Annotated in this window: 17 protein-coding genes; 4 read left to right on the forward strand and 13 right to left on the reverse strand. The window is 71.8% G+C overall.

Going from position 1 to position 18,170, the window contains the following annotated elements:
- Window positions 1-2: 2 nt before the first annotated feature.
- From tsaD to tsaB, 3 genes are read right to left on the reverse strand one after another with little or no spacing between them, the layout of a single operon-like run.
- Window positions 3-1,067, reverse strand: a complete 1,065-nt coding sequence (gene tsaD, locus BUB75_RS19830; RefSeq protein WP_073259013.1) for a tRNA (adenosine(37)-N6)-threonylcarbamoyltransferase complex transferase subunit TsaD — start codon at window positions 1,065-1,067, stop codon at window positions 3-5.
- A complete protein-coding gene (gene rimI / locus BUB75_RS19835) occupies window positions 1,067-1,507 on the reverse strand; it encodes a ribosomal protein S18-alanine N-acetyltransferase (RefSeq protein WP_073259212.1) in 441 nt (146 codons plus the stop codon). The genes tsaD and rimI overlap by 1 nt, the downstream gene beginning before the upstream one ends.
- Before the next feature lie 41 nt (window positions 1,508-1,548).
- A complete protein-coding gene (gene tsaB / locus BUB75_RS19840; RefSeq protein WP_073259014.1) occupies window positions 1,549-2,226 on the reverse strand; it encodes a tRNA (adenosine(37)-N6)-threonylcarbamoyltransferase complex dimerization subunit type 1 TsaB in 678 nt (225 codons plus the stop codon).
- Between the two features lie 212 nt (window positions 2,227-2,438).
- On the opposite strand from tsaB, the gene BUB75_RS19845 reads away from it, so the two are divergent.
- Together BUB75_RS19845 and BUB75_RS45325 are read left to right on the forward strand one after the other, a co-directional pair.
- Window positions 2,439-3,170 (forward strand): hypothetical protein, encoded by a 732-nt coding sequence (locus tag BUB75_RS19845; RefSeq protein ID WP_073259015.1) that lies wholly within the window; start codon window positions 2,439-2,441, stop codon window positions 3,168-3,170.
- Between the two features lie 324 nt (window positions 3,171-3,494).
- Window positions 3,495-4,526: a hypothetical protein gene (locus BUB75_RS45325; RefSeq protein WP_073259016.1), complete on the forward strand. Its 1,032-nt coding sequence runs from the start codon at window positions 3,495-3,497 to the stop codon at window positions 4,524-4,526.
- Between the two features lie 200 nt (window positions 4,527-4,726).
- Here BUB75_RS45325 and BUB75_RS19855 read toward each other — a convergent pair whose 3' ends face one another.
- Window positions 4,727-6,262: a long-chain-fatty-acid--CoA ligase gene (locus BUB75_RS19855; RefSeq protein WP_073259017.1), complete on the reverse strand. Its 1,536-nt coding sequence runs from the start codon at window positions 6,260-6,262 to the stop codon at window positions 4,727-4,729.
- 107 nt (window positions 6,263-6,369) lie between these two features.
- Entirely contained in the window at window positions 6,370-6,864 is a 495-nt protein-coding gene (locus BUB75_RS19860; RefSeq protein WP_073259018.1) for a beta-class carbonic anhydrase, read from the reverse strand.
- 190 nt (window positions 6,865-7,054) lie between these two features.
- On the opposite strand from BUB75_RS19860, the gene BUB75_RS19865 reads away from it, so the two are divergent.
- Window positions 7,055-8,242: an MFS transporter gene (locus BUB75_RS19865; protein WP_073259019.1), complete on the forward strand. Its 1,188-nt coding sequence runs from the start codon at window positions 7,055-7,057 to the stop codon at window positions 8,240-8,242.
- Here BUB75_RS19865 and tsaE read toward each other — a convergent pair.
- The 6 genes from tsaE to BUB75_RS19895 all read right to left on the reverse strand — a co-directional run bounded on the left by tsaE (window position 8,219) and on the right by BUB75_RS19895 (window position 13,696).
- Window positions 8,219-8,695 carry a tRNA (adenosine(37)-N6)-threonylcarbamoyltransferase complex ATPase subunit type 1 TsaE gene (gene tsaE, locus BUB75_RS19870; protein WP_073259020.1) on the reverse strand — a complete coding sequence of 159 codons (477 nt, stop codon included), beginning with the start codon at window positions 8,693-8,695 and terminating at the stop codon, window positions 8,219-8,221. The two genes, BUB75_RS19865 and tsaE, sit on opposite strands and share 24 nt — an antisense overlap.
- Entirely contained in the window at window positions 8,695-9,957 is a 1,263-nt protein-coding gene (locus BUB75_RS19875; protein ID WP_073259021.1) for an alpha/beta fold hydrolase, read from the reverse strand. Before BUB75_RS19875 ends, tsaE begins: the two co-directional genes overlap by 1 nt.
- Before the next feature lie 2 nt (window positions 9,958-9,959).
- Window positions 9,960-11,090 (reverse strand): alanine racemase, encoded by a 1,131-nt coding sequence (alr, locus tag BUB75_RS19880; RefSeq protein WP_073259022.1) that lies wholly within the window; start codon window positions 11,088-11,090, stop codon window positions 9,960-9,962.
- A gap of 92 nt (window positions 11,091-11,182) precedes the next feature.
- Window positions 11,183-11,794, reverse strand: coding sequence for a hypothetical protein (locus tag BUB75_RS46350; RefSeq protein ID WP_073259023.1), 612 nt, complete (start codon window positions 11,792-11,794; stop codon window positions 11,183-11,185).
- Between the two features lie 73 nt (window positions 11,795-11,867).
- Window positions 11,868-13,313: an NAD(P)H-hydrate dehydratase gene (locus BUB75_RS19890; RefSeq protein ID WP_425430893.1), complete on the reverse strand. Its 1,446-nt coding sequence runs from the start codon at window positions 13,311-13,313 to the stop codon at window positions 11,868-11,870.
- A gap of 11 nt (window positions 13,314-13,324) precedes the next feature.
- Window positions 13,325-13,696: a holo-ACP synthase gene (locus tag BUB75_RS19895; RefSeq protein WP_073259024.1), complete on the reverse strand. Its 372-nt coding sequence runs from the start codon at window positions 13,694-13,696 to the stop codon at window positions 13,325-13,327.
- Window positions 13,697-13,710: 14 nt separating this feature from the next.
- Between BUB75_RS19895 and BUB75_RS19900 the strand changes: the two genes are divergently transcribed.
- On the forward strand, window positions 13,711-14,544 hold the full coding sequence (locus tag BUB75_RS19900) for an SDR family oxidoreductase (RefSeq protein WP_073259025.1): 834 nt from the start codon (window positions 13,711-13,713) through the stop codon (window positions 14,542-14,544).
- A 125-nt stretch (window positions 14,545-14,669) separates the two neighbouring features.
- On the opposite strand, the gene glmS is transcribed toward BUB75_RS19900, so the two are convergent.
- Window positions 14,670-16,586 carry a glutamine--fructose-6-phosphate transaminase (isomerizing) gene (gene glmS / locus BUB75_RS19905; RefSeq protein WP_073259026.1) on the reverse strand — a complete coding sequence of 639 codons (1,917 nt, stop codon included), beginning with the start codon at window positions 16,584-16,586 and terminating at the stop codon, window positions 14,670-14,672.
- 67 nt (window positions 16,587-16,653) lie between these two features.
- Window positions 16,654-18,129 carry a phosphatase PAP2 family protein gene (locus BUB75_RS19910; RefSeq protein ID WP_073259027.1) on the reverse strand — a complete coding sequence of 492 codons (1,476 nt, stop codon included), beginning with the start codon at window positions 18,127-18,129 and terminating at the stop codon, window positions 16,654-16,656.
- Window positions 18,130-18,170 lie beyond the last annotated feature (41 nt).

Below are 18,170 nucleotides of genomic sequence, written 5' to 3' on the forward strand. Positions count from 1 at the left end.
CCCTACACCCCCACCCGCCCCGCCATGACGACCTCGGTCACCGGGAGGGACGAGTCGGCGGGCAGGTCCAGGGGTGAGGGCGCGATTCCGGCCGCGACCAGCCGGGAACCGAGCGCCGCCACCATCGCGCCGTTGTCCGTGCAGAGCTTCGGCCTCGGCACCCGCAACTGGATCCCGGCCTTCTCGCAGCGGTCGGCGGCCAGCGCCCGCAGGCGGGAGTTCGCCGCGACCCCGCCGCCGATCAGCAACGTCTCCACGCCGTGTTTCCGGCAGGCGTCGATCGCTTTCGCGGTCAGCACGTCGGCCACCGCCTCCTGGAACGACGCCGCCACGTCGGCCACCGGTACCGGCTCGCCGGACCGCTGCCGGGTCTCCACCCAGCGCGCCACCGCGGTCTTCAGGCCCGAGAACGAGAAGTCGAACCGGTGCTCGGCGAGGTCACGCGGCCCGGTCAGCCCACGCGGGAAGCCGATAGCGGCCGGGTCGCCCTCGCGAGCCGCCTTGTCGATCGGCGGCCCACCCGGGAACGGCAGCCCGAGCACCCTCGCGACCTTGTCGAACGCTTCGCCCGCCGCGTCGTCGATCGTCGCGCCGAGCGACTCGACGTCGCCGGTGAGGTCGTCGACCAGCAGCAGCGACGAGTGTCCACCGGAGACCAGCATCGCGATCGCCGGCTCGGGCAGCGGACCGTGCTCCAGCGTGTCGACCGCGACGTGGGCGGCCAGGTGGTTGACGCCGTACAGCGGTTTGCCGAGTGCCAGCGAGTACGCCTTGGCCGCAGCGACGCCGACCAGCAGCGCACCGGCCAGGCCCGGCCCGGCGGTCACCGCGATCGCGTCCACGTCGGAGAGCGTGACGCCCGCGTCGTCCAGCGCCCGGTGCACGGTCGGCACCATCGCCTCCAGGTGGGCGCGGCTCGCCACCTCCGGCACCACGCCACCGAACCGGGCGTGCTGGTCGACGCTGGACGCGACCGCGTCGGCCAGCAGCGTGTACCCGCGGACGATGCCGACCCCGGTCTCGTCGCAGGACGTCTCGATCCCCAACACCAGCGGTTCGTCCGCCATCATCCCGCCCCCATCGCGTCCCAGCGCATCACGACCGCGTCGGCGCCGCTGGGCTGGTAGTAGCCGCGGCGAAGGCCGATCGCCTCGAACCCGCGGCGAGCGTACAGCCGCTGGGCGGGGCCGTTGTCGGCCCGCACTTCCAGCAGCACCTGCTGTGCGCCGCGCCGGACCGCCTCGTCGAGCAGCTCGTCCAGCAGCCGCCGTCCGAGGCCGTGGCCCTGGCGGTCGCGGCGTACCGCGATGTTCTGCACCCAGGCCTCCTCCGGGCCGTAGACGCAGAGCCCGGCGTAACCCACGAGTTCTTCTCCGTCGAGCGCCACCCGGTACCAGCGGGTCGCGACCTGCGCGAGCTCGGACCAGAACATGCCCGGCGACCACTCTTCGTCGCCGAACAGGTCGCGTTCGATCGGACCGGCCGCTTCGATGTGCCACCACCGCATCGGCGCCAGCACGATCTGCCCGGGCGGAGCCGCCTGTCGGATCACCGCAGCACCGACTTGGCCGCACCGGGCTCGACGGCGTCGGGCCGGCGCAGGTACAGCGGGGTGAGCGGCTCGGCGGGTGCCCCGGAGAGGATCCGGGCGGCGGTGATCCGGGCCAGCACGGCCACGTCCGGGTAGAGCGGCTCGCCCACCGGGAGCCCGAGCTGGTCAGCGTAGAGCGCGGCGCCGTTCCCCACCGCGAGCAGGCCCTCACCCAACTCCCCGGTGTCCAGCCGGACCCGGAGGTCCGCGGGTTTGGCGACGTCAGGCCCGTGGACGCGAGCACCGGTGGCGTCGTACGTGGCCCAGTACACCTCGCGACGCCGCGCGTCGGTGGCCACCAGCGTCGGCCGGCCAGGCGTCACCAGGCCGTCCAGCGAGCACACCGGGTACGCCGGGATCCCGAGGGCGTCGGACATCGCGGAGGCGGTGACCAGGCCGACCCGCAGGCCGGTGAACGGTCCGGGACCGACCCCGGCGACGATCGCGCTCAGCTGACCGGCGGTGACGCCCGCGTCGGCCAGCGCCGCGGTGATCCCCGGCGCCAGCGCTTCGCCGTGCCGCCGGGCGTCGACCACGACGTGGCGGGCGCGGACCGTGACGTCGGACGGAGTGATGATCTCGGCCACACCGACGGTCACGGCCGCGGTGGCGGTATCAACAAGCAGAGCCAGCACCCGCCAAGCCTAGGCCGTGCCCGACGGATCCCGCGTTCGCCGGGCGCCCGGTGACCCGCGCGTTCGCAAGCGGACACGTGCAGCGTCGGCGCCGACACGGTGAGTATGCAGCGTGCTGATCACGCTGTCGGGTGGACCGTCCACCGCGCGGTCCACCCGACGGACGGGCACCGGCCGGTCGGCGGGGACCGACGCCAGACGGGCAGGCCGACGTGAGTTACGAGCTCTACGATCCGTACCCCGAGCAGCCACAGCAGTACGCCCCGCCGGCGTATCCGCTGGTGGAACCGCCGATCCCGCCGCCACCACCACCTCCACGCCGGAGCAACAGAGCGTGGGTCGTCGTGGGGATCGTGGCCGCGGTCCTGGTACCGATCGCGCTCGTCGCCGCGTGCGGATTCGGAGGCGTCCTGGTCGCGATCGGCGAGCAGAGCCGTTCCGCGACTCCGTCCACGTCGGCCACCCCGTCGAGCAGCCCGACGCCGTCCGCGACCCCCTACCGCCCGACGGTCCGTCCCGCCGGAGCCCGGTACGACTGGCAGGTACCGACCGGCTACGTACAGGTGGCCGCGCCGAGCGACCTCCGCAACTCCGAGCCGCACACGGCCGCCGCGGGCCTGAACACCGCCGACACGACGAACATCCTGGTCACCAACGGCGTGCCGCTGGCCGTCGACACCGGAACGCTGAGCGCGGAGACGCTCCGCGACGAGTTCGACAAGGTCGTCACCACGCTGGGCCACGACGCGAAAACCCGGACCGAGGTCACGGTCAACGGCTACTCGGCGTTGCGGTACGACTTCAACTTCGCCACGGCGCAGGCCTACAGCTACTTCGTCTTCAAGGGCACCGACGCAGTGCAAGTACTCTGCCGATGGGCCGACCACAAGGTGGAGATCATTCGTGGATGCGACGACTTGCTCGCAACGCTCACGATCGGCTGACACGCACCACCGACGATCGGTCTCGATTGAAGGTCGGGACAGCCCCTGGTGCTTGACCGACTGTGCGACAACTGTGTCCGGTACGCGACACTGTTTGCGTCGGCATCGGCACACCGGAAAAGTCGCCGACACAGCATTCTTGGTGGGAATCGGGGCTGGTGAGCCCAAAGTACGAGTGGCCTCTCGGTTTCCACCCAGCGCCCCCCATGAGCGCGCTGGACAAATCAACCGGAGAGAACGGAACGAGGTAGGGATGATGATCGGCTGGCTCGAACCGGGTCGGATGACCCGGGGCGTCGACAACAGCGTGAGCGAGGTCGTCGCATGAGCTACGACCCGAACCAGCCCTATGGGCAGCAGCCGTCCGACCCGTACGGACAGCCCGGCAACCCGTACGGCACGCCGTCGTCCGGCACCCCGTACAACCAGCCCCAGTCCGGCTCTCCGTACAACCAGCCGGGCTCCGGTGGCCCGTACGGCCAGCCCACCTCTGGAGTGCCGTACGAGCAGCCGCCGGCGAACCCCACCTCCCAGTTACCCCCGGGTGACCCGTACGCCAACCCGAGCGCAGGCGCCTACGGCAACCCCAGCGCCGGTGCGTACGGCGCGGACCCGTACGCCCCTCCGGCGGACCCGTACGCGAACCCCGCTGCTGCCTACGGCGCCCCCGGCGGCTTCCCGCCGCCGGCCCCGCCGAAGAAGAGCAAGACCGGCATCATCGTCGGCGGCATCGTCGCGGTGGTCGTCATCATCATCGCGGTCTGCAGCGTCAGTACCTGGCTGATCTCGAAGACCGACACCGACGACACCGCGGACCCGACGCCGAGCGCGCCGATCTCCGGCCTGCCGTCGAGTGGCCCCACCTCGGCGGCCCCGAGCGCGGGCCCGTCGATCGACACCAGCCGTCCCGAGGTCGCCCCGGCCGGCGCGCCGTTCACCACCCGGCTGCCCGCGGGCTTCCAGGAGGTCACCGCTCCGAGCTCGGAGTCGACCGGGGCGAGCAGCGAGTACACGGCGGCGATGGCGACGACCGCGACCGAGGAGAACGACTTCTTGATCCTCGACTCGTACACGCTCCCGGCGGACACCAGCACGGTCAGCGACTCGCAGCTGGAGACCGAGTTCGACGGCCTGGTCCGGCGAATCGGGCAGGACCCCTCTACCCGGCAGAACGTGACCTACAACGGGTACAAGGGGTACTTCTACCAGTTCGACTTCGGTACCGCGAAGGCCTACAGCTACTTCATGTTCAACGGCACCAAGGAGATCCAGGTTCGCTGCCAGTGGGCGGACCAGGAGTCGCAGATCAAGACCGGCTGCGAGTACGTCCTGAACAACCTGCAGATCGAGGCCTAGGCCTCACGTAACCAGTGGAGCTTCGTACCGGTCACTCCGGTACGAAGCTCCACTGTTTTGTCAGACGCTCAGCCGGGGCCGCATCACTCTTCGATTACGGATCGGCAACCATCGTCCGGATCAGGCGCCTCCACCTGCACCATCGACCCACACCGAACGCCGCCGACTAAACCCCTGGTCGGCGGCGTTCGCGGTGTTTATCAGCCGAATTGGGTCTTCAGCTCGCGCTTCAGGACCTTGCCGCTGGGCCCGAGCGGGAACGCGTCCACGAACTCGACGATCCGCGGGTACTTGTGGCCGGCCAGGTGCGTCTTCGCCCACCCGATGATCTGCTCGGCGTCCGGCGTCGAACCGGCCGTCGGGACAATCACCGCGCAGACCTCCTCGCCGTGCGTCGGGTGCGGAACCGCGATGACCGCGACCTGCGCGACGTCGGGGTGGCGCATGAGGACTTCCTCGACCTCGCGCGGGTAGACGTTGAACCCGCCGCGCAGCACCATGTCCTTCTTGCGGTCGACGATCGTGATGTAGCCGTCCCCGTCCTTGGTGCCCAGGTCACCGGTGCGGAACCAGCCGTCGACGATCGCCTCGGCGGTGGCCTCCGGACGGTTGAGGTAGCCCTTCATGATGTTGTGGCCGCGGATCACGATCTCGCCCAGTTCGCCGGTGGGCAGCAGCTCGATCCGCTCCTCGATCTCGGGCCGCGCGATCTCGGCGTCCACACCCCAGATCGGCCGTCCGACCGTGCCCGGCTTCGTCGGCCAGCCCTTCTGGTTGAACGTCGCGACCGGCGACGTCTCGGTCAGCCCGTAACCCTCGTAGACCGGGATGCCGAAGACCTGCTCGAACTCCTCCAGCACGGTCAGCGGCAGCGACGCGCCGCCCGAGATCGCCAGGCGCAGCGGGGGCTTCTCGTCGCTCTCGGACTGCTTCATCGCGTCCAGCAGCCCCATGTACATGGTCGGGACCGCGATGAAGTTCGTGACTTTCTCCTTGAGCATGAGCGCCAGCGCACCCGGGCCGTCGAAGCGCGGCATGAGCACCAGCGTCCCTCCCGCGCGGAACGTCACGTTCATCGAGACGGTCTGGCCGAACGAGTGGAACAGCGGGAGACAGCCGAGCACGACGTCGTCCGGGCTGGTGTCGAACGAGGAGATCACGCTCGAGTCCACGTTCATCACGATGTTGAGGTGGGTCAGCATCGCGCCCTTGGGCTTGCCGGTGGTGCCCGACGTGTAGAGGATCACCGCGACGTCGTCCGGCTCGGCCTGCTCGTACGTGCGGACCGGTTCGGTCTGCTGGGCGAGCTCGTCGAGACGCGGAGCGTCGGTCTGCGGGCCCATGTCTCCCAAAACGGTGAGCAGCGGGACCTCGGCGAGTTCCGCACCCTTGGCGCCCTCACCGAGCAGCGGGCCCGCGCAGACGAACAGCTTGGATCCGGAGTCACGCAGGACGTACTCGATCTCCTCGGCCCGCAGCAGCGCGTGCACCGGGACGACGACGGCACCGAGCGCCGCCGCGCCGTAGTACGCGAAGACGAAGTGCGGCGTGTTCGGGATCAGGATCGAGACGCGGTCACCAGGGCCGATGCCCTGGGCGCGGAAGACCGCTGCGTACCGCTTGGCCTGGTCCCAGACGGCGGCGTAGGGCAGCCGCAGATCGCCGAGGACCAGCGCGGGGTGGGTCGGACGCCGAGCGGCGGTCTCGGCGAGGATCGAGGCGACGGTGAGCGGCAAGGGGGACCTCCGGACGGCGGCGGCGACGGCGAGGAATCAATGACCGTGTCATCAGTCATTGACAGCATGGTGCCATCGCGCCGCGCCCGGCGCAGGAGTTTGCCCAGCTAGGCGGGCACCTCCGCGAGCTTGCCGGTGGCCACGTCGTAGACGAAGCCGCGGACGGACTCCTTACGGGGGATGAACGGGTCGGCCTTGATCCGGGCGATCGACTGCCGGACGTCGTCCTCGAGGTTGCTGAACGCCTCCGCGGCCCACGCGGGCTTGAGCCCCGTGTCGGCCTGGATCGACGCCTTGAACTCGTCGTCGGTGAACGTCAGCATGCCGCAGTCGGTGTGGTGGATCAGGATGATCTCGGTGGTTCCGAGCAGCCGCTGGCTGATCGCCAGGCTGCGCAGTTCGTCGGCGGTCACGACGCCACCCGCGTTCCGGATGACGTGCGCGTCGCCCTCCTTCAGCCCCAGCACGCCGTACGGGTTGAGTCTGGCGTCCATGCACGCGAGCACCGCGACGCCCAGGGCGGGCGGCAGCGGCAGGTCACCTTTGTCGAAGTTCGCGGCGTAACGCTCGGCGTTGGCCAGCAGATCGTCGGTCACGCTCATCGTCAGATCCTCCCTACTGAACAGATAGGGAAACTCTAATGAGTGGCAGCCCTCCGCCGATACGGCATACTCGCGGCATGCGTTCGCTCGAGGTCCAGTTGCCGCTCTACGGCGACGACCGCGAGCGCGGCGACTTCCCAGGAGCAGCGGGTCTGTAGACCCCTGCCCCTTCGTCTCCCCGGGAAGCCCGATGTCGCAGACTGCTGTCCCCACGTCCCCGTTCGCGCTGCTCCGCCGGCCCGTCGTGGCGCGCCTGCTCGCGTCCAGCCTGCTCGGACGCCTACCGACCGGCATGGTGCCGGTCGCGCTCGTCCTCTTCAGCCGCGGCGAATCGGCCGGCTACGGGGTCGCGGGCCTGCTCGCCGCCGCGTACACCGCGGGCTCGGCGATCGGCGGGCCGGTCCTCGCCCGCTGGATGGACCGCACCGGCCAGACCCGGGTGATCGTCGGCGCGGGGGTCGCGTGTTCGGTCGCCCTCGCGCTGTTGCCGTTCGTCGGCACGGTCGGCGGCATCGTGGTCGCCGTGGTCGCGGGCGTCGCCACACCGCCGGTGGAACCCGGGCTCCGGGCGATCTGGCCGACCGTGCTGCCCGCGCCGGATGTTCCCCGGGTCTACGCGCTGGACGCCGCCTCGCAGGAGCTGGTGTTCGTCACCGGCCCGCTGCTGGTGCTCGTCGCCGGGAGCTTCGGCTCGGCAGGCGGCCTGTACGCGGCCGCGGCGATCGGGCTGGTCGGCACGCTCTGGTTCGCGGCTGCTCCGCAGTCACGGGGCTGGCGTCCGGAGGAGGTCGAGGAGCGGCACTGGGCCGGAGCACTGCGTCCGCCCCGGTTGCGCCGCGTCTACCTCGGCATGCTGCTGGTCGGCCTGACCGTCGGGACGTTCCCGGTCGCGGCGGCCGCGTTCGGCGAAGCATCCGGGGACCGGGGCTGGGCCACCTGGCTGGTCGCGGCGAACGCCAGCGGTGCGCTGATCGGCGGCGTCTGGTTCTCCGGCCGGTCCGAGCGGGTGTCGCCGGGCCGGGTGTTGCCCTGGCTGCTCTGCGGGCTCGGCGTCGGCTACCTGCCGCTCGCCTTTGTCCCGACGACGTCCGGCGTGTTCCCGCTCGCGCTCGTGCTGAGCGTCGTCAGCGGGTTGTTCCTGCCGCTGATCATCACGCTGGTGTTCCTGGTGATCGACCGCCTCGCGCCGACCGGCACGGTGACCGAGGCGTTCGCCTGGCTGATCACCGCGTTCCTGGTCGGCAGCTCGATCGGGGCCGCGATCGCCGGTGCGCTGATCGCTGCCGTGTCGGTCGCCGCGGTGTTCGCGGTGGCCTCGGCCGCCTCGCTGCTCGGCGCGGTGCCGATGATCCGGCTACTTCCCCGAGAGAGCGCCTAGCTCGGTCAGCCGCGAGGCCCAGTCACCGCCGTGCGGCACCAACGTGGCGGTGCGGACCTCGGTCTCGTCGTCCCGGTCGAGGCGGATCTCCAGGTAACCGTCGGTCAGCTGCTCGACGAGCCCGGCGCCCCACTCCACCACCGTGACCGCGGAGTCCACGTCGGCGTCCAGATCGAGGTCGTCGACCTCCGCGACACCGCCGAGGCGGTAGGCGTCCACGTGGACAAGGGGAAGCCGACCGCCGCGGGTCGGGTCGGGGGGGTGCACTCGGGAGATGACGAACGTCGGGCTGGTGATCGCACCGCGGACGCCGAGCCCGGCACCGATCCCCTGCGCGAGCTGGGTCTTCCCGGCCCCCAGCGGGCCGACCAGCACGATCAGGTCACCGGCGCGGAGCAGCGGCGCCAGCGTACGGCCCAGCGCCCGGGTGTCGTCGGGCGTCGTGAGTTCCATCAGGCACCCTTCCGGCGGAGGATCCGATCCAGCGCACGCCGCTGCTGCTTCCCGGCCCGACGCGCCCACCCACGGCGCTGCTTCGCGGCCGAGACCTCGGTTCGCTCGGGCGCCGTCGTGGGACGCCGCCCGGCCGCCACCGCCGCGGCGCGCTGGAACAGCTGGGCGAGCGCGTCGTTAGTGGCGTCGGCGTGCTCCATCAGCGTGCAGTGGCCGCCGTCCGGGATCTCCAGCAGCGCCGCCTTCGGCAGCAGGTTCGCGATCTCGCGGGTGTGCTCGACCGGGGTGAGCTGATCGCGGTCCCCACAGACGACGAGCGTTTCCAGGTCCGCGAACGCCTCCAGCGCCGCGTACCGGTCGTGCTGCGACAGCGTGGCCAGGTACCCGGCGATGACCTCGACCTTTGTGCCGTCGTTCATCCGCTCGACGTACTCGACCAGCGCCGGGCTGGGGTTCGAGGTGCCGAACCCGTAGCGCTCGGTGAGCAGGTAGGCCAGGTCGCTGCCGGACCGGCGTCCGCGCTCGGCCATCGTCGGCTGCCAGCGCAGCACCTTGGCCAGCGTCGGGGTGAGCGCACCGCGCAGCCACGCGACGATCGGCGGGAACCCGAGCGCGACGTCGTCGAGGTGACCGGCCGACGTGGAGATCAGCGCGACCCCGACCACCCGGTCGAGCACCAGCTCGGAATGGCGTTCGGCGAGCGCCATCAGCGTCATGCCGCCCATCGAGTGGCCGGCCAGCACCAGCGGCCCGTCCGGCGCGACCTTGGCGATCACCTCGGCCAGCGAGTCGGCGAGCTGGTCGATCGTGTAGTCACCGTCCGGGCGTGGCCCCGAGTGGCCGTGGCCCGGCTGGTCGTAGAAGACCATCCGCAGCCGCGGGTCCTCGTGACCGGTGAACACCCGCCGCTGGAAGTGCCAGGTCCCCATGTCCAGCGCGAAGCCGTGCACGAAGATCACGGTCAGATCCGGCTCGCCGTCGGCCTCGACGATCTCGACGTAGAGGTCGACGCCGTCGGCGGTGACGACCTGCGCGCTGTCGTACGGCAGCGCGCCGAACGGCTCGTCGGCGTACGGATCGCCAGCCCTGCGGCGTCGGCGTACCGCGAACCGCTCCGCGGCGACGCCGGCAGCGGCACCGGCGGCCAGCGCCCCGACCAGCGCACCGGCCAGGCCGAACGCGGCCGTCATCCCGCCCTTGGCCAGGCTCTCGGTCGCCACCTTGGCGGCCGCCTGCGCGGCCTTCGGGTCACTCTTCGCCACGCTTACGCTCCTGCCCCGACGTATGTGCGGGGCACCCGCGCACCGATTCGGGTGACGATCTCGTAGTTGATCGTGCCGACCGCTTCCGCCCAGTCGTCGGCGGTGGGTTCGCCCCGGTCGCCGGGACCGAACAGGACGGCTTCGTCGCCGTCGGACACCGGGTCGTCGCCGACGTCCACGACGAACTGGTCCATGCAGACCCGGCCAGCGATACGGCGGCGAACCCCGCCGAGCAGCAGCGGGCCGACGCTGCTCGCGTGCCGTGGGACGCCGTCGCCGTAGCCGAGCGGGACCACGGCGAGCGTGGTCGGCGCGCTCGTGTGGTACGTGTGCCCGTACGAGACGCCATGTCCGGCCGGTACCCGCTTGGCGATCAGCACCCGGCCGCGCAGCGTCATCGCGGGCCGGAGCGCCTCGGCCGGCACGTGGCCCGGGTTCGGCGAGAGCCCGTAGATCGACACCCCGGGCCGCACGAGGTCGAAGTAGGCCTCCGGCAGCGTCAGCGTGCCCGCCGAGTTCGCCATGTGCCGCAGCTGCGGGTGGACGCCGTGCCGGTCAGCGACCTCCAGCGCCTCATGGAACACACCGATCTGTGCGGCGATCGACGGGTGGCCCGGCTCGTCGGCGCAGGCGAAGTGGCTCCAGACACCGACCACCTCGACCGTGCCCTCCGCCGTCGCCTTCGCCGCCGCGGTGAGCAGATCCGGCCAGTCGGCCGGGGTCGCCCCGGAGCGCCCGAGTCCGGTGTCGACCTTCAGGTGCACCCGGGCCGTCCGGTCGGCTCGCTTCGCGGAGGCGACGACGTCGTCCAGCAGCGGGATGCTCGGCACGCCCAGATCCACGTCGCTCACCACCGCGGCGGTGAAGTCGGTGCCCGGCGCGTTGAGCCAGCTGAGCAGCGGAGAGTCGATGCCTGCGGCCCGGAGCTCGAGCGCCTCACCGACCGTGGACACGCCGAGCCAGGTCGCACCGCCGGCGAGCGCCGCGCGGGCCGACGGCACCGCGCCGTGGCCGTAACCGTCTGCTTTGACCACGGCCATCGTCGCCGCCGACCGGGTTGCCGCGCGCTCCGCCAGGTAGGCGGTGTTCGCGCGGATCGCATCGAGGTCGATCACCGCTTCCGCTTGCACCATGGAACCCAGTCTCCCAGGCGCTCGCAGCGGTCGCGGGGCAGCCCACGGCCGCGGGTTGGCCGCAAGGGCTGCTCCGCGCGCCGTGGGGCGGGCTAGACGCGGACGTCGGGCGGGATCGTCGGCGTCGGGCTCGGCGTGGGTGTGGGCGTGGGTGTGGGGCTGGGGGACGGCGCTTCCGGCGTCCTCGGCGCCGGGGGCAGCGGCGGCTGGTCACACATCCGGCGCAACTCGTCGGCGGCGGCGCGAGCCTCCGCGATCTGGATGAACGGGTGTGGGTCGCTGGTGGCGAACCAGTACAGCGCCTGTGCGACGGCCCGGTCGACGATGCGGATGTGCGGCCGCATCGCCAGGGGAGCCCGCTGTGCGTCGAGTTGAAGGTCGGCGTGGACCTGCTTCCAGGCCGGCATGTCGGGGTTGATCGTCGGCAGCGTGTCGAGCAGCGCGATGGCCTGCTCGACGTGCGGGATCACCCAGGTGCAACCCTCCTTGATCGGGGAGGGCGGCACGACCGGGGCGGGTGCCGGTGGCAGGTTCGGCGGGAAGGAACGCGCGTGGCCGCCGGTGTCCTCGCGGGGTGACGAGTCACCGCCGGGGAGGGCGAGCGGCTTCTCCGCCCCCAGCCATTGGAAGAACAGGACGACGAGCACCACCACGAGCACGGCGGCGAGGCCCGTCGCCAGGCCCGCGAAGTAGGAACGCCGCATACACCGAGGGTAGGTATCAACACCACCGGTCGATGGGGAGATCCGCGATCGTTACCCCACGGCTGTCCGTCCGTTATGACACGACGCGTCCAACCGCTTCCGGGAGCCGCCCGAGTACCCGGGACGCGACGACCGGGCCGGCTTCGCTCGCGAGGCGCCCGGCGATGCCGTGGACGAACGCGCCGGCCGCTGCCGCCTCGGCAGGGGCGAGCCCACCGGCCAGCAGCGAACCGATCACTCCGGAGAGGACGTCGCCGGTGCCTGCGGTGGCGAGTTCCGGGACGCCGGCCGCCACGACGTACGCCGGACCGTCGTCCGGGCCGGCGATCACCGTGCGGTAGCCCTTGAGCAGGACGGTGGCGCCGAGGTCCCGCGCGGCGCGGCGGGCGGCGTCGATGCGGTCCGGGCCGACGTCGCCGGCGAGCCGCGCGAACTCCCGGTCGTGCGGCGTGAGGACGGTCGGCGCCCTACGGTCGCGCAGCAGGTGCAGATCACGGGAGACGATCGTCAGCCCGTCGGCGTCCAGCAGCACCGGTAGGTCCGTGGAAAGCACCCAGCGGACGGCGTCCGCCGCGTCGTCGTCAGTACCGAGGCCCGAGCCCACCACCCAGGCCTGCGCCCGACCGGCCTCGGCCACCGACCGCGCCGAGACGACCTCGGGGTGCGCCGTGCGGACCGCATCGCGGGCCGCACCGGCGTACCGGACGTATCCGGCCGGGCCGGACAGCGCGCCACCGGTGCTCAGGATCGCCGCTCCCGGGTACTGCTCGGACCCGGCCGCGATGCCGACGACGCCGCGGGTGTACTTGTCGTCGTTCGGGCCGGGGCGCGGCCACCAGTCGCTGACCGCCTCGGCGGTGACCAGCCGGGCCGCGGGCGGTTCCGGAAAGCTCAGGCCGATGTCGACGACCTCGACCAGACCGGCCCGCACCGCGCCGTCACCGGCCAGCAGCCCGGTCTTCAGGCTGCCGAACGCGACCGTGACGTCGGCGGTAATCGCCGCGCCCGCGACCTCACCGGTATCGGCGTCGACGCCGCTGGGCAGGTCGACCGCGACCAGCACCGCCCCGTTCGCGCGCCACTCGTCGGCGGCGGACGCGAGCCGGGCCGCGTCCGGGCGCAGTCCCCCGTGGCCACCGATGCCGAGCAGCCCGTCGACGACAAGGACCGGCGGCCGGTCGCGGAGATCGGTGAGCTCGACCAGCCTGCCACCGGCGGCGCGGAGTGCGGCGAGCCCGGCCCGGTGCACCCGCTCGTCCTGCACACCAGCGACCGCACGCACCACCGCACCCCGGCGGGCGAGCGCGGCCCCCGCGTACAGCGCGTCACCGCCGTTGTCACCACCGCCGACCAGTAGGACGACCCGCGCTCCGTAGACGCCGCCCGCGTCGGCCAGCAGAGCCGCGCAGCGCCGCGCCAGCCCGGCGGCGGCGCGGCGCATCAGCCCGCCGGACGGGAGGTGCGCCATCGCTTCGCGCTCGGCGGCCCGGATCGCCTTCACCGGCCAGGCGCCGGTCAGCACGTTCTCGCTCACGCTGCCTCCGCGACGACCATCGCCGACGCGATGCCGCCATCGTGCGAAAGGGACAGATGCCAGCGGGTGATCTTCATCCGCGCGGCCACCTCGGCGACCGTACCGGTCACGGTCAGCCACGGGCGGCCGTCGGCGTCCGGGACGATCTCGCAGTCGTGCCACGCCAGGCCGCGCGGCGCGCCGAGCGCCTTCGCGACGGCCTCCTTGGCGGCGAACCGCGCCGCGAGCGACTCCGGCGACCGCGGATGGCCCGACCGACTCAGCCGTTCCCCGGCCGTGAACAGGCGATCGAGGAGGAGCGGCGTGCGCGCCACGGCCGTGGCGAACCGCTCGACGAGCACCACATCGATGCCGACGCTGACAATCACGCCTACACCCTGGCATGTCGGCCGCGGTTGGTGGCACGGTGGCTGGCGTGGCACCTCTCTCTGGACGCGTAGCCCTGGTCACCGGCGCCAGCCGCCGAGTCGGCATCGGCGCCGCGATCGCCCGCCGGTTGGTGGCTGACGGGGCCGCGGTCCTGCTGCACGGGTGGGAGCCGCACGACGCGGAGCAGCCCTGGGGTGCGGACGCCGACGGGCTGCGTTCGCTGGCGTCCTCGCTGGCCTCGGACGGCGCCCGCGTCGCCGTCGCGGTGGCCGATCTGGTGGACCCGGCGGCGCCGCGCGCGCTCGTCAGCTCGGCGCTGGACGAGTTCGGCGGCCTGGACATCGTGGTCGCCAACCACGCGCGGTCGGTGCCGTGGGCGCCGCTGTCCGAGCTGACCGCGTCCGAGATCGACCTGTCGTACGCGGTCAACACGCGCTCCACGCTGCTGCTCGTGAAGGAGTTCGCCGCGGTTCGCGCAGCGGCTGCGGAACTGGCCACCCCGGGTGCGGACACCACCGGACGGGTCGTGCTGCTCACGTCGGGGCAGGTGCACGGGCCGATGCCCGCCGAGATCCCGTACGCGGCGAGCAAGGCGGCGCTCGCCGGCATGACGCCGAGCCTCGCCGCCGCACTCGCCCCGCACAGCACCGTGAACTGCGTCAACCCCGGCCCGACCGACACCGGGTGGGCGTCCGACGCGGTGCTGGACGACGTGAAACTGCCGTTCGGGCGCTGGGGACGCCCCGAGGACGCCGCGAACCTGATCGCGTGGCTCGCGGGGCCCGAGGGCGGCTGGGTCACCGGCCAGGTGATCAGCTCCGACGGCGGCTGGTCCCTAAGGCGCTGACGCGCCGCGGGCCGGGCGCGCCGCGGGGCGGCGCGATCGCGCCGTAGGGCGCGCCGCCCTCGACCGACATCAAACCGGCTTTTACGGGCCCGTAAAAGCCGGTTTGGTGTCGAAGCGCGCGCCGACTACTCGACCGTGACCGACTTCGCCAGGTTGCGCGGCTGGTCGACGTCGTTGCCGCGGGCAGCGGCGATCTCGCACGCCAGCACCTGCAGCGGCACCACCGTCGTCAGCGGCGCCAGCAGCGTCGTCGTCCGCGGCACCCGGATGATGTGGTCGGCGTACGGCTCGACCGCGTGGTCGCCCTCTTCGGCGATCACGATCGTCCGCGCGCCCCGGGCCCGCACTTCCTGGATGTTCGACACGATCTTGTCGTGCAGCAGGCTCCGGCCGCGCGGCGACGGCACCGTGATGACCACCGGTACCCCGTCGTCGATCAGCGAGATCGGACCGTGCTTCAGCTCGCCCGCCGCGAAGCCCTCGGCGTGCATGTACGCGAGCTCCTTGAGCTTGAGCGCACCCTCCAGCGCCACCGGGAACCCGACGTGCCGTCCGAGGAACAGCACCTGCTGCGACCCGGACAGGTCCCGGGCCAGCTTCCGCACCGGCTCCATCGTGGTGAGCACCTCGGCGACCGCGTCCGGCGTCGCCTTGAGCTGGTCGACGATCGCCGCGACCTCGTCGGAGTACTTGATGCCACGGATCTGCGCGAGGTGCAGGCCCACCAGGTAGACCGCGATGATCTGGGTCACGAACGCCTTCGTCGAGGCGACCGCGATCTCCGGCCCGGCGTGCGTGTAGAGCACACCGTCGGACTCACGCGGGATCGTCGAGCCGTTCGTGTTGCAGACCGCCAGGACGCGCGCCTTCTGCTCCTTGGCGTGGCGCAGCGCCATGATCGTGTCCATCGTCTCGCCGGACTGGCTGATCGCGATGACCAGCGTCGAGCGGTCGAGCACCGGGTCGCGGTAGCGGAACTCGCTGGCGAGCTCGACCTCGACCGGGATCCGGGTCCAGTGCTCGATCGCGTACTTGCCGACCAGCCCGGCGTTGTAGCTCGTGCCGCAGCCGATGACGAAGATCTTGTCGATGTCGCGGAGGTCCTGGTCGGAGAGGCGGACCTCGTCCAGCGAGATCTCGCCGTGCTCGGTCAGGCGTCCGCGCAGCGTGTCGGCGATCGCCTGGGGCTGCTCGGCGATCTCCTTGAGCATGAAGTAGTCGTAGCCGCCCTTCTCGGCGGCCGAGACGTCCCAGTCGACGTGGTAGTCGCGCACCTCGGCGGCGCCACCGGCGAAGTCGGTGACGACGATCCCGTCCGCGGTGACCTCGACGACCTGGTCCTGGCCGAGCTCGACGGCCTCGCGGGTGTACTCGATGAACGCGGACACGTCGGAGGCGAGGAAGTTCTCGCCCTGGCCACGGCCGGCGACCATCGGCGAGTTGCGGCGCGCGCCGACGACGACGCCCTGCACGTCCCGGTGGACGACGAGCAGCGTGAACGCGCCCTCCAGACGGCGGCAGACGATGCGCATCGCCTCGGCCAGCCGGCCCGGGGTGTCGTCGGTGCTGGTGTGGCCGAGGTTCTGCCCGTCCAGCGACCAGTACGCCTCGGCCACCAGGTGCGCGGCGACCTCGGTGTCGGTGTCGGAGCGGAACTCGACGCCCCGGTCCTCGAGCTCGGTACGGAGCGCGGCGAAGTTCTCGATGATCCCGTTGTGGATCACGGCGATGCTGCCGTCGGCCGACAGGTGCGGGTGCGCGTTCCGGTCGGTCGGCCCACCGTGGGTGGCCCACCGGGTGTGACCGATCGCGGTGCCCGCGTCACTCGGCCCCACCGGGCTGTCGGGCTCTGCCAACGCCGCCGTCAGGTTGGCCAGCTTGCCGGCCTTCTTCTCCAGGCCGATCCGGCCCCCGCCTCCGGCTGCGGAGTCGACCACCGCGACACCGGCGGAGTCGTACCCCCGATATTCCAACCGACGGAGGCCTTCCACCACGATGTCCACCGCACGACGCGGGCCCGTGTAGCCAACGATTCCACACATAGGGCCGAGGTTACCCAAGTGACTACTGCAGTACTGACGTCGGCATGACAGAGAGCTACGTTCGGCGCTAAGTGCTGACCTTTCGGACAGTAAACCCCTCGGGCTGAGGTGATTTCCGCAACAGGACCACCACGACGATCGTCAGCCACACCGCGCCGTACGCCGCTCCGGCCACGACGTCCGTCGGATGGTGCATGCCGCGGTAGATCCGGCAGACCCCGATGACGACGGCCGCGAGCGCGACGCCGGCGAACAGCCAGGGCCGCGGAACCCGGGTCCGGCGCGCGGCGAGCACCGCCAGCACGCCGTAACAGGCGACGGTCGCCGCGGTGTGCCCGGACGGATAACTGCTGGTCGGAGGCGCGATGTCGAGCTGCGGCACCGGCGGGCGCGACCGGTCGACCAACCAGGCCACCAGCACGAAACCCCACACTTCGCCGACCACCGCGAGCAGGATGACAACCGGCTCCAGCCAGCGCCGGTAGAGCAGCCGGGCGAAGAAGAACGCGACCGCGGTGACGATCGTGATCGTCGTGGTCTCGCCGAGCAGCGTCCCGAAAGCGGTCAGATCGTCCAGCGTCGTCGTGCGGTGGTCGGAGAACCAGACCGGGAGTTCGCGATCGACGTCGCCCAGCACGGACTCACCGAAGACCTTCGTCACCAGCCACCCGACACCCGCAGTGACCACGACCAGGCCGATCCAGAACGGCACCAGGCGAGGCAGGGCCCTCGCGATCTCCGCCGGCGCCGCCCGCCAGCGCGGCAGCGGCCGGTTGTCGACGTCCTTCTCCGCGCGTTCGGGCTCGATGCCGGTGTTCACCACGTCCGCCGCGGGCAGGCCGGACTCCCGGCGCCACACCTGGAACACGATCGTCGTCGCGGCCACCCAACCGAGGCCGACGACGCAGCCGCCCACGACGTCGCTGAAGTAGTGCACGCCCAGGCCCAGGCGGGAGAAGCAGACCGCCACCGTGCCCAGGCAGGCCACCACCCACGGGATCGCCTTCCGCTCGGGCCGCTCCGCGTCCAGCCACAACAGCAGTAGAACCGCACAGCCGACGAACGCGCCGAGCGCGTGCCCGGAGGGGAACGAGTAGCCGTCCGCGTGTGCGACTGCCTCCGGCAGGACCGGCCGCGCCCGCGCGACCAAGAGCTTGAGCAGGACGCCGAGCAGCGCGCCACCCCACGTCGTCACCAACGTCCAGAGCGCGAGCCGGGGCCGATCCACCGCGAGCAGCCAGAGCGCGGCCACGGTGGCGCCGATCCGGAACGAGGCCGGGTGCCCGACCGTGGAGATCCAGTCCAGGACGTCGACGAACCACGGGTTGTCCGCGGCGTACTCGTTCAGGCCGCGGGCGATCGACAGGTCGAGCCGCGCGACCGGCCAGTCGACGTTCTTGACCACGATCGCGAGCAGCGCCACCGGCACCGCGGCCGCGCACGCGGCGACCAGCGCGAGCAGGAGGCGCGTCAGCAGCCTGCGGTCCGCCGACGGCTGCCCCGTCGTGCTGCGCTCGATGACCTGTTGTTCCGACTGACCCATACGGGTCATGTTTACCGCCGGGCGCCACTTTTATCCGGACG

This window comes from Cryptosporangium aurantiacum (assembly GCF_900143005.1).
In the GTDB taxonomy this organism is placed as follows: domain Bacteria; phylum Actinomycetota; class Actinomycetes; order Mycobacteriales; family Cryptosporangiaceae; genus Cryptosporangium; species Cryptosporangium aurantiacum.

Coding starts and splice junctions, on each gene's coding strand:
- BUB75_RS45325 (WP_073259016.1), top strand. CDS start 3,495: ATGAGCTACGACCCGAACCAGCCCTATGGGCAGCAGCCGTCCGACCCG.
- BUB75_RS19860 (WP_073259018.1), bottom strand. CDS start 6,864: ATGAGCGTGACCGACGATCTGCTGGCCAACGCCGAGCGTTACGCCGCG.
- alr (WP_073259022.1), bottom strand. CDS start 11,090: ATGGTGCAAGCGGAAGCGGTGATCGACCTCGATGCGATCCGCGCGAAC.
- BUB75_RS19910 (WP_073259027.1), bottom strand. CDS start 18,129: ATGGGTCAGTCGGAACAACAGGTCATCGAGCGCAGCACGACGGGGCAG.
- tsaE (WP_073259020.1), bottom strand. CDS start 8,695: ATGGAACTCACGACGCCCGACGACACCCGGGCGCTGGGCCGTACGCTG.
- tsaD (WP_073259013.1), bottom strand. CDS start 1,067: ATGGCGGACGAACCGCTGGTGTTGGGGATCGAGACGTCCTGCGACGAG.
- BUB75_RS19865 (WP_073259019.1), top strand. CDS start 7,055: ATGTCGCAGACTGCTGTCCCCACGTCCCCGTTCGCGCTGCTCCGCCGG.
- glmS (WP_073259026.1), bottom strand. CDS start 16,586: ATGTGTGGAATCGTTGGCTACACGGGCCCGCGTCGTGCGGTGGACATC.
- BUB75_RS19900 (WP_073259025.1), top strand. CDS start 13,711: ATGTCGGCCGCGGTTGGTGGCACGGTGGCTGGCGTGGCACCTCTCTCT.
- BUB75_RS46350 (WP_073259023.1), bottom strand. CDS start 11,794: ATGCGGCGTTCCTACTTCGCGGGCCTGGCGACGGGCCTCGCCGCCGTG.
- rimI (WP_073259212.1), bottom strand. CDS start 1,507: ATGCGGTGGTGGCACATCGAAGCGGCCGGTCCGATCGAACGCGACCTG.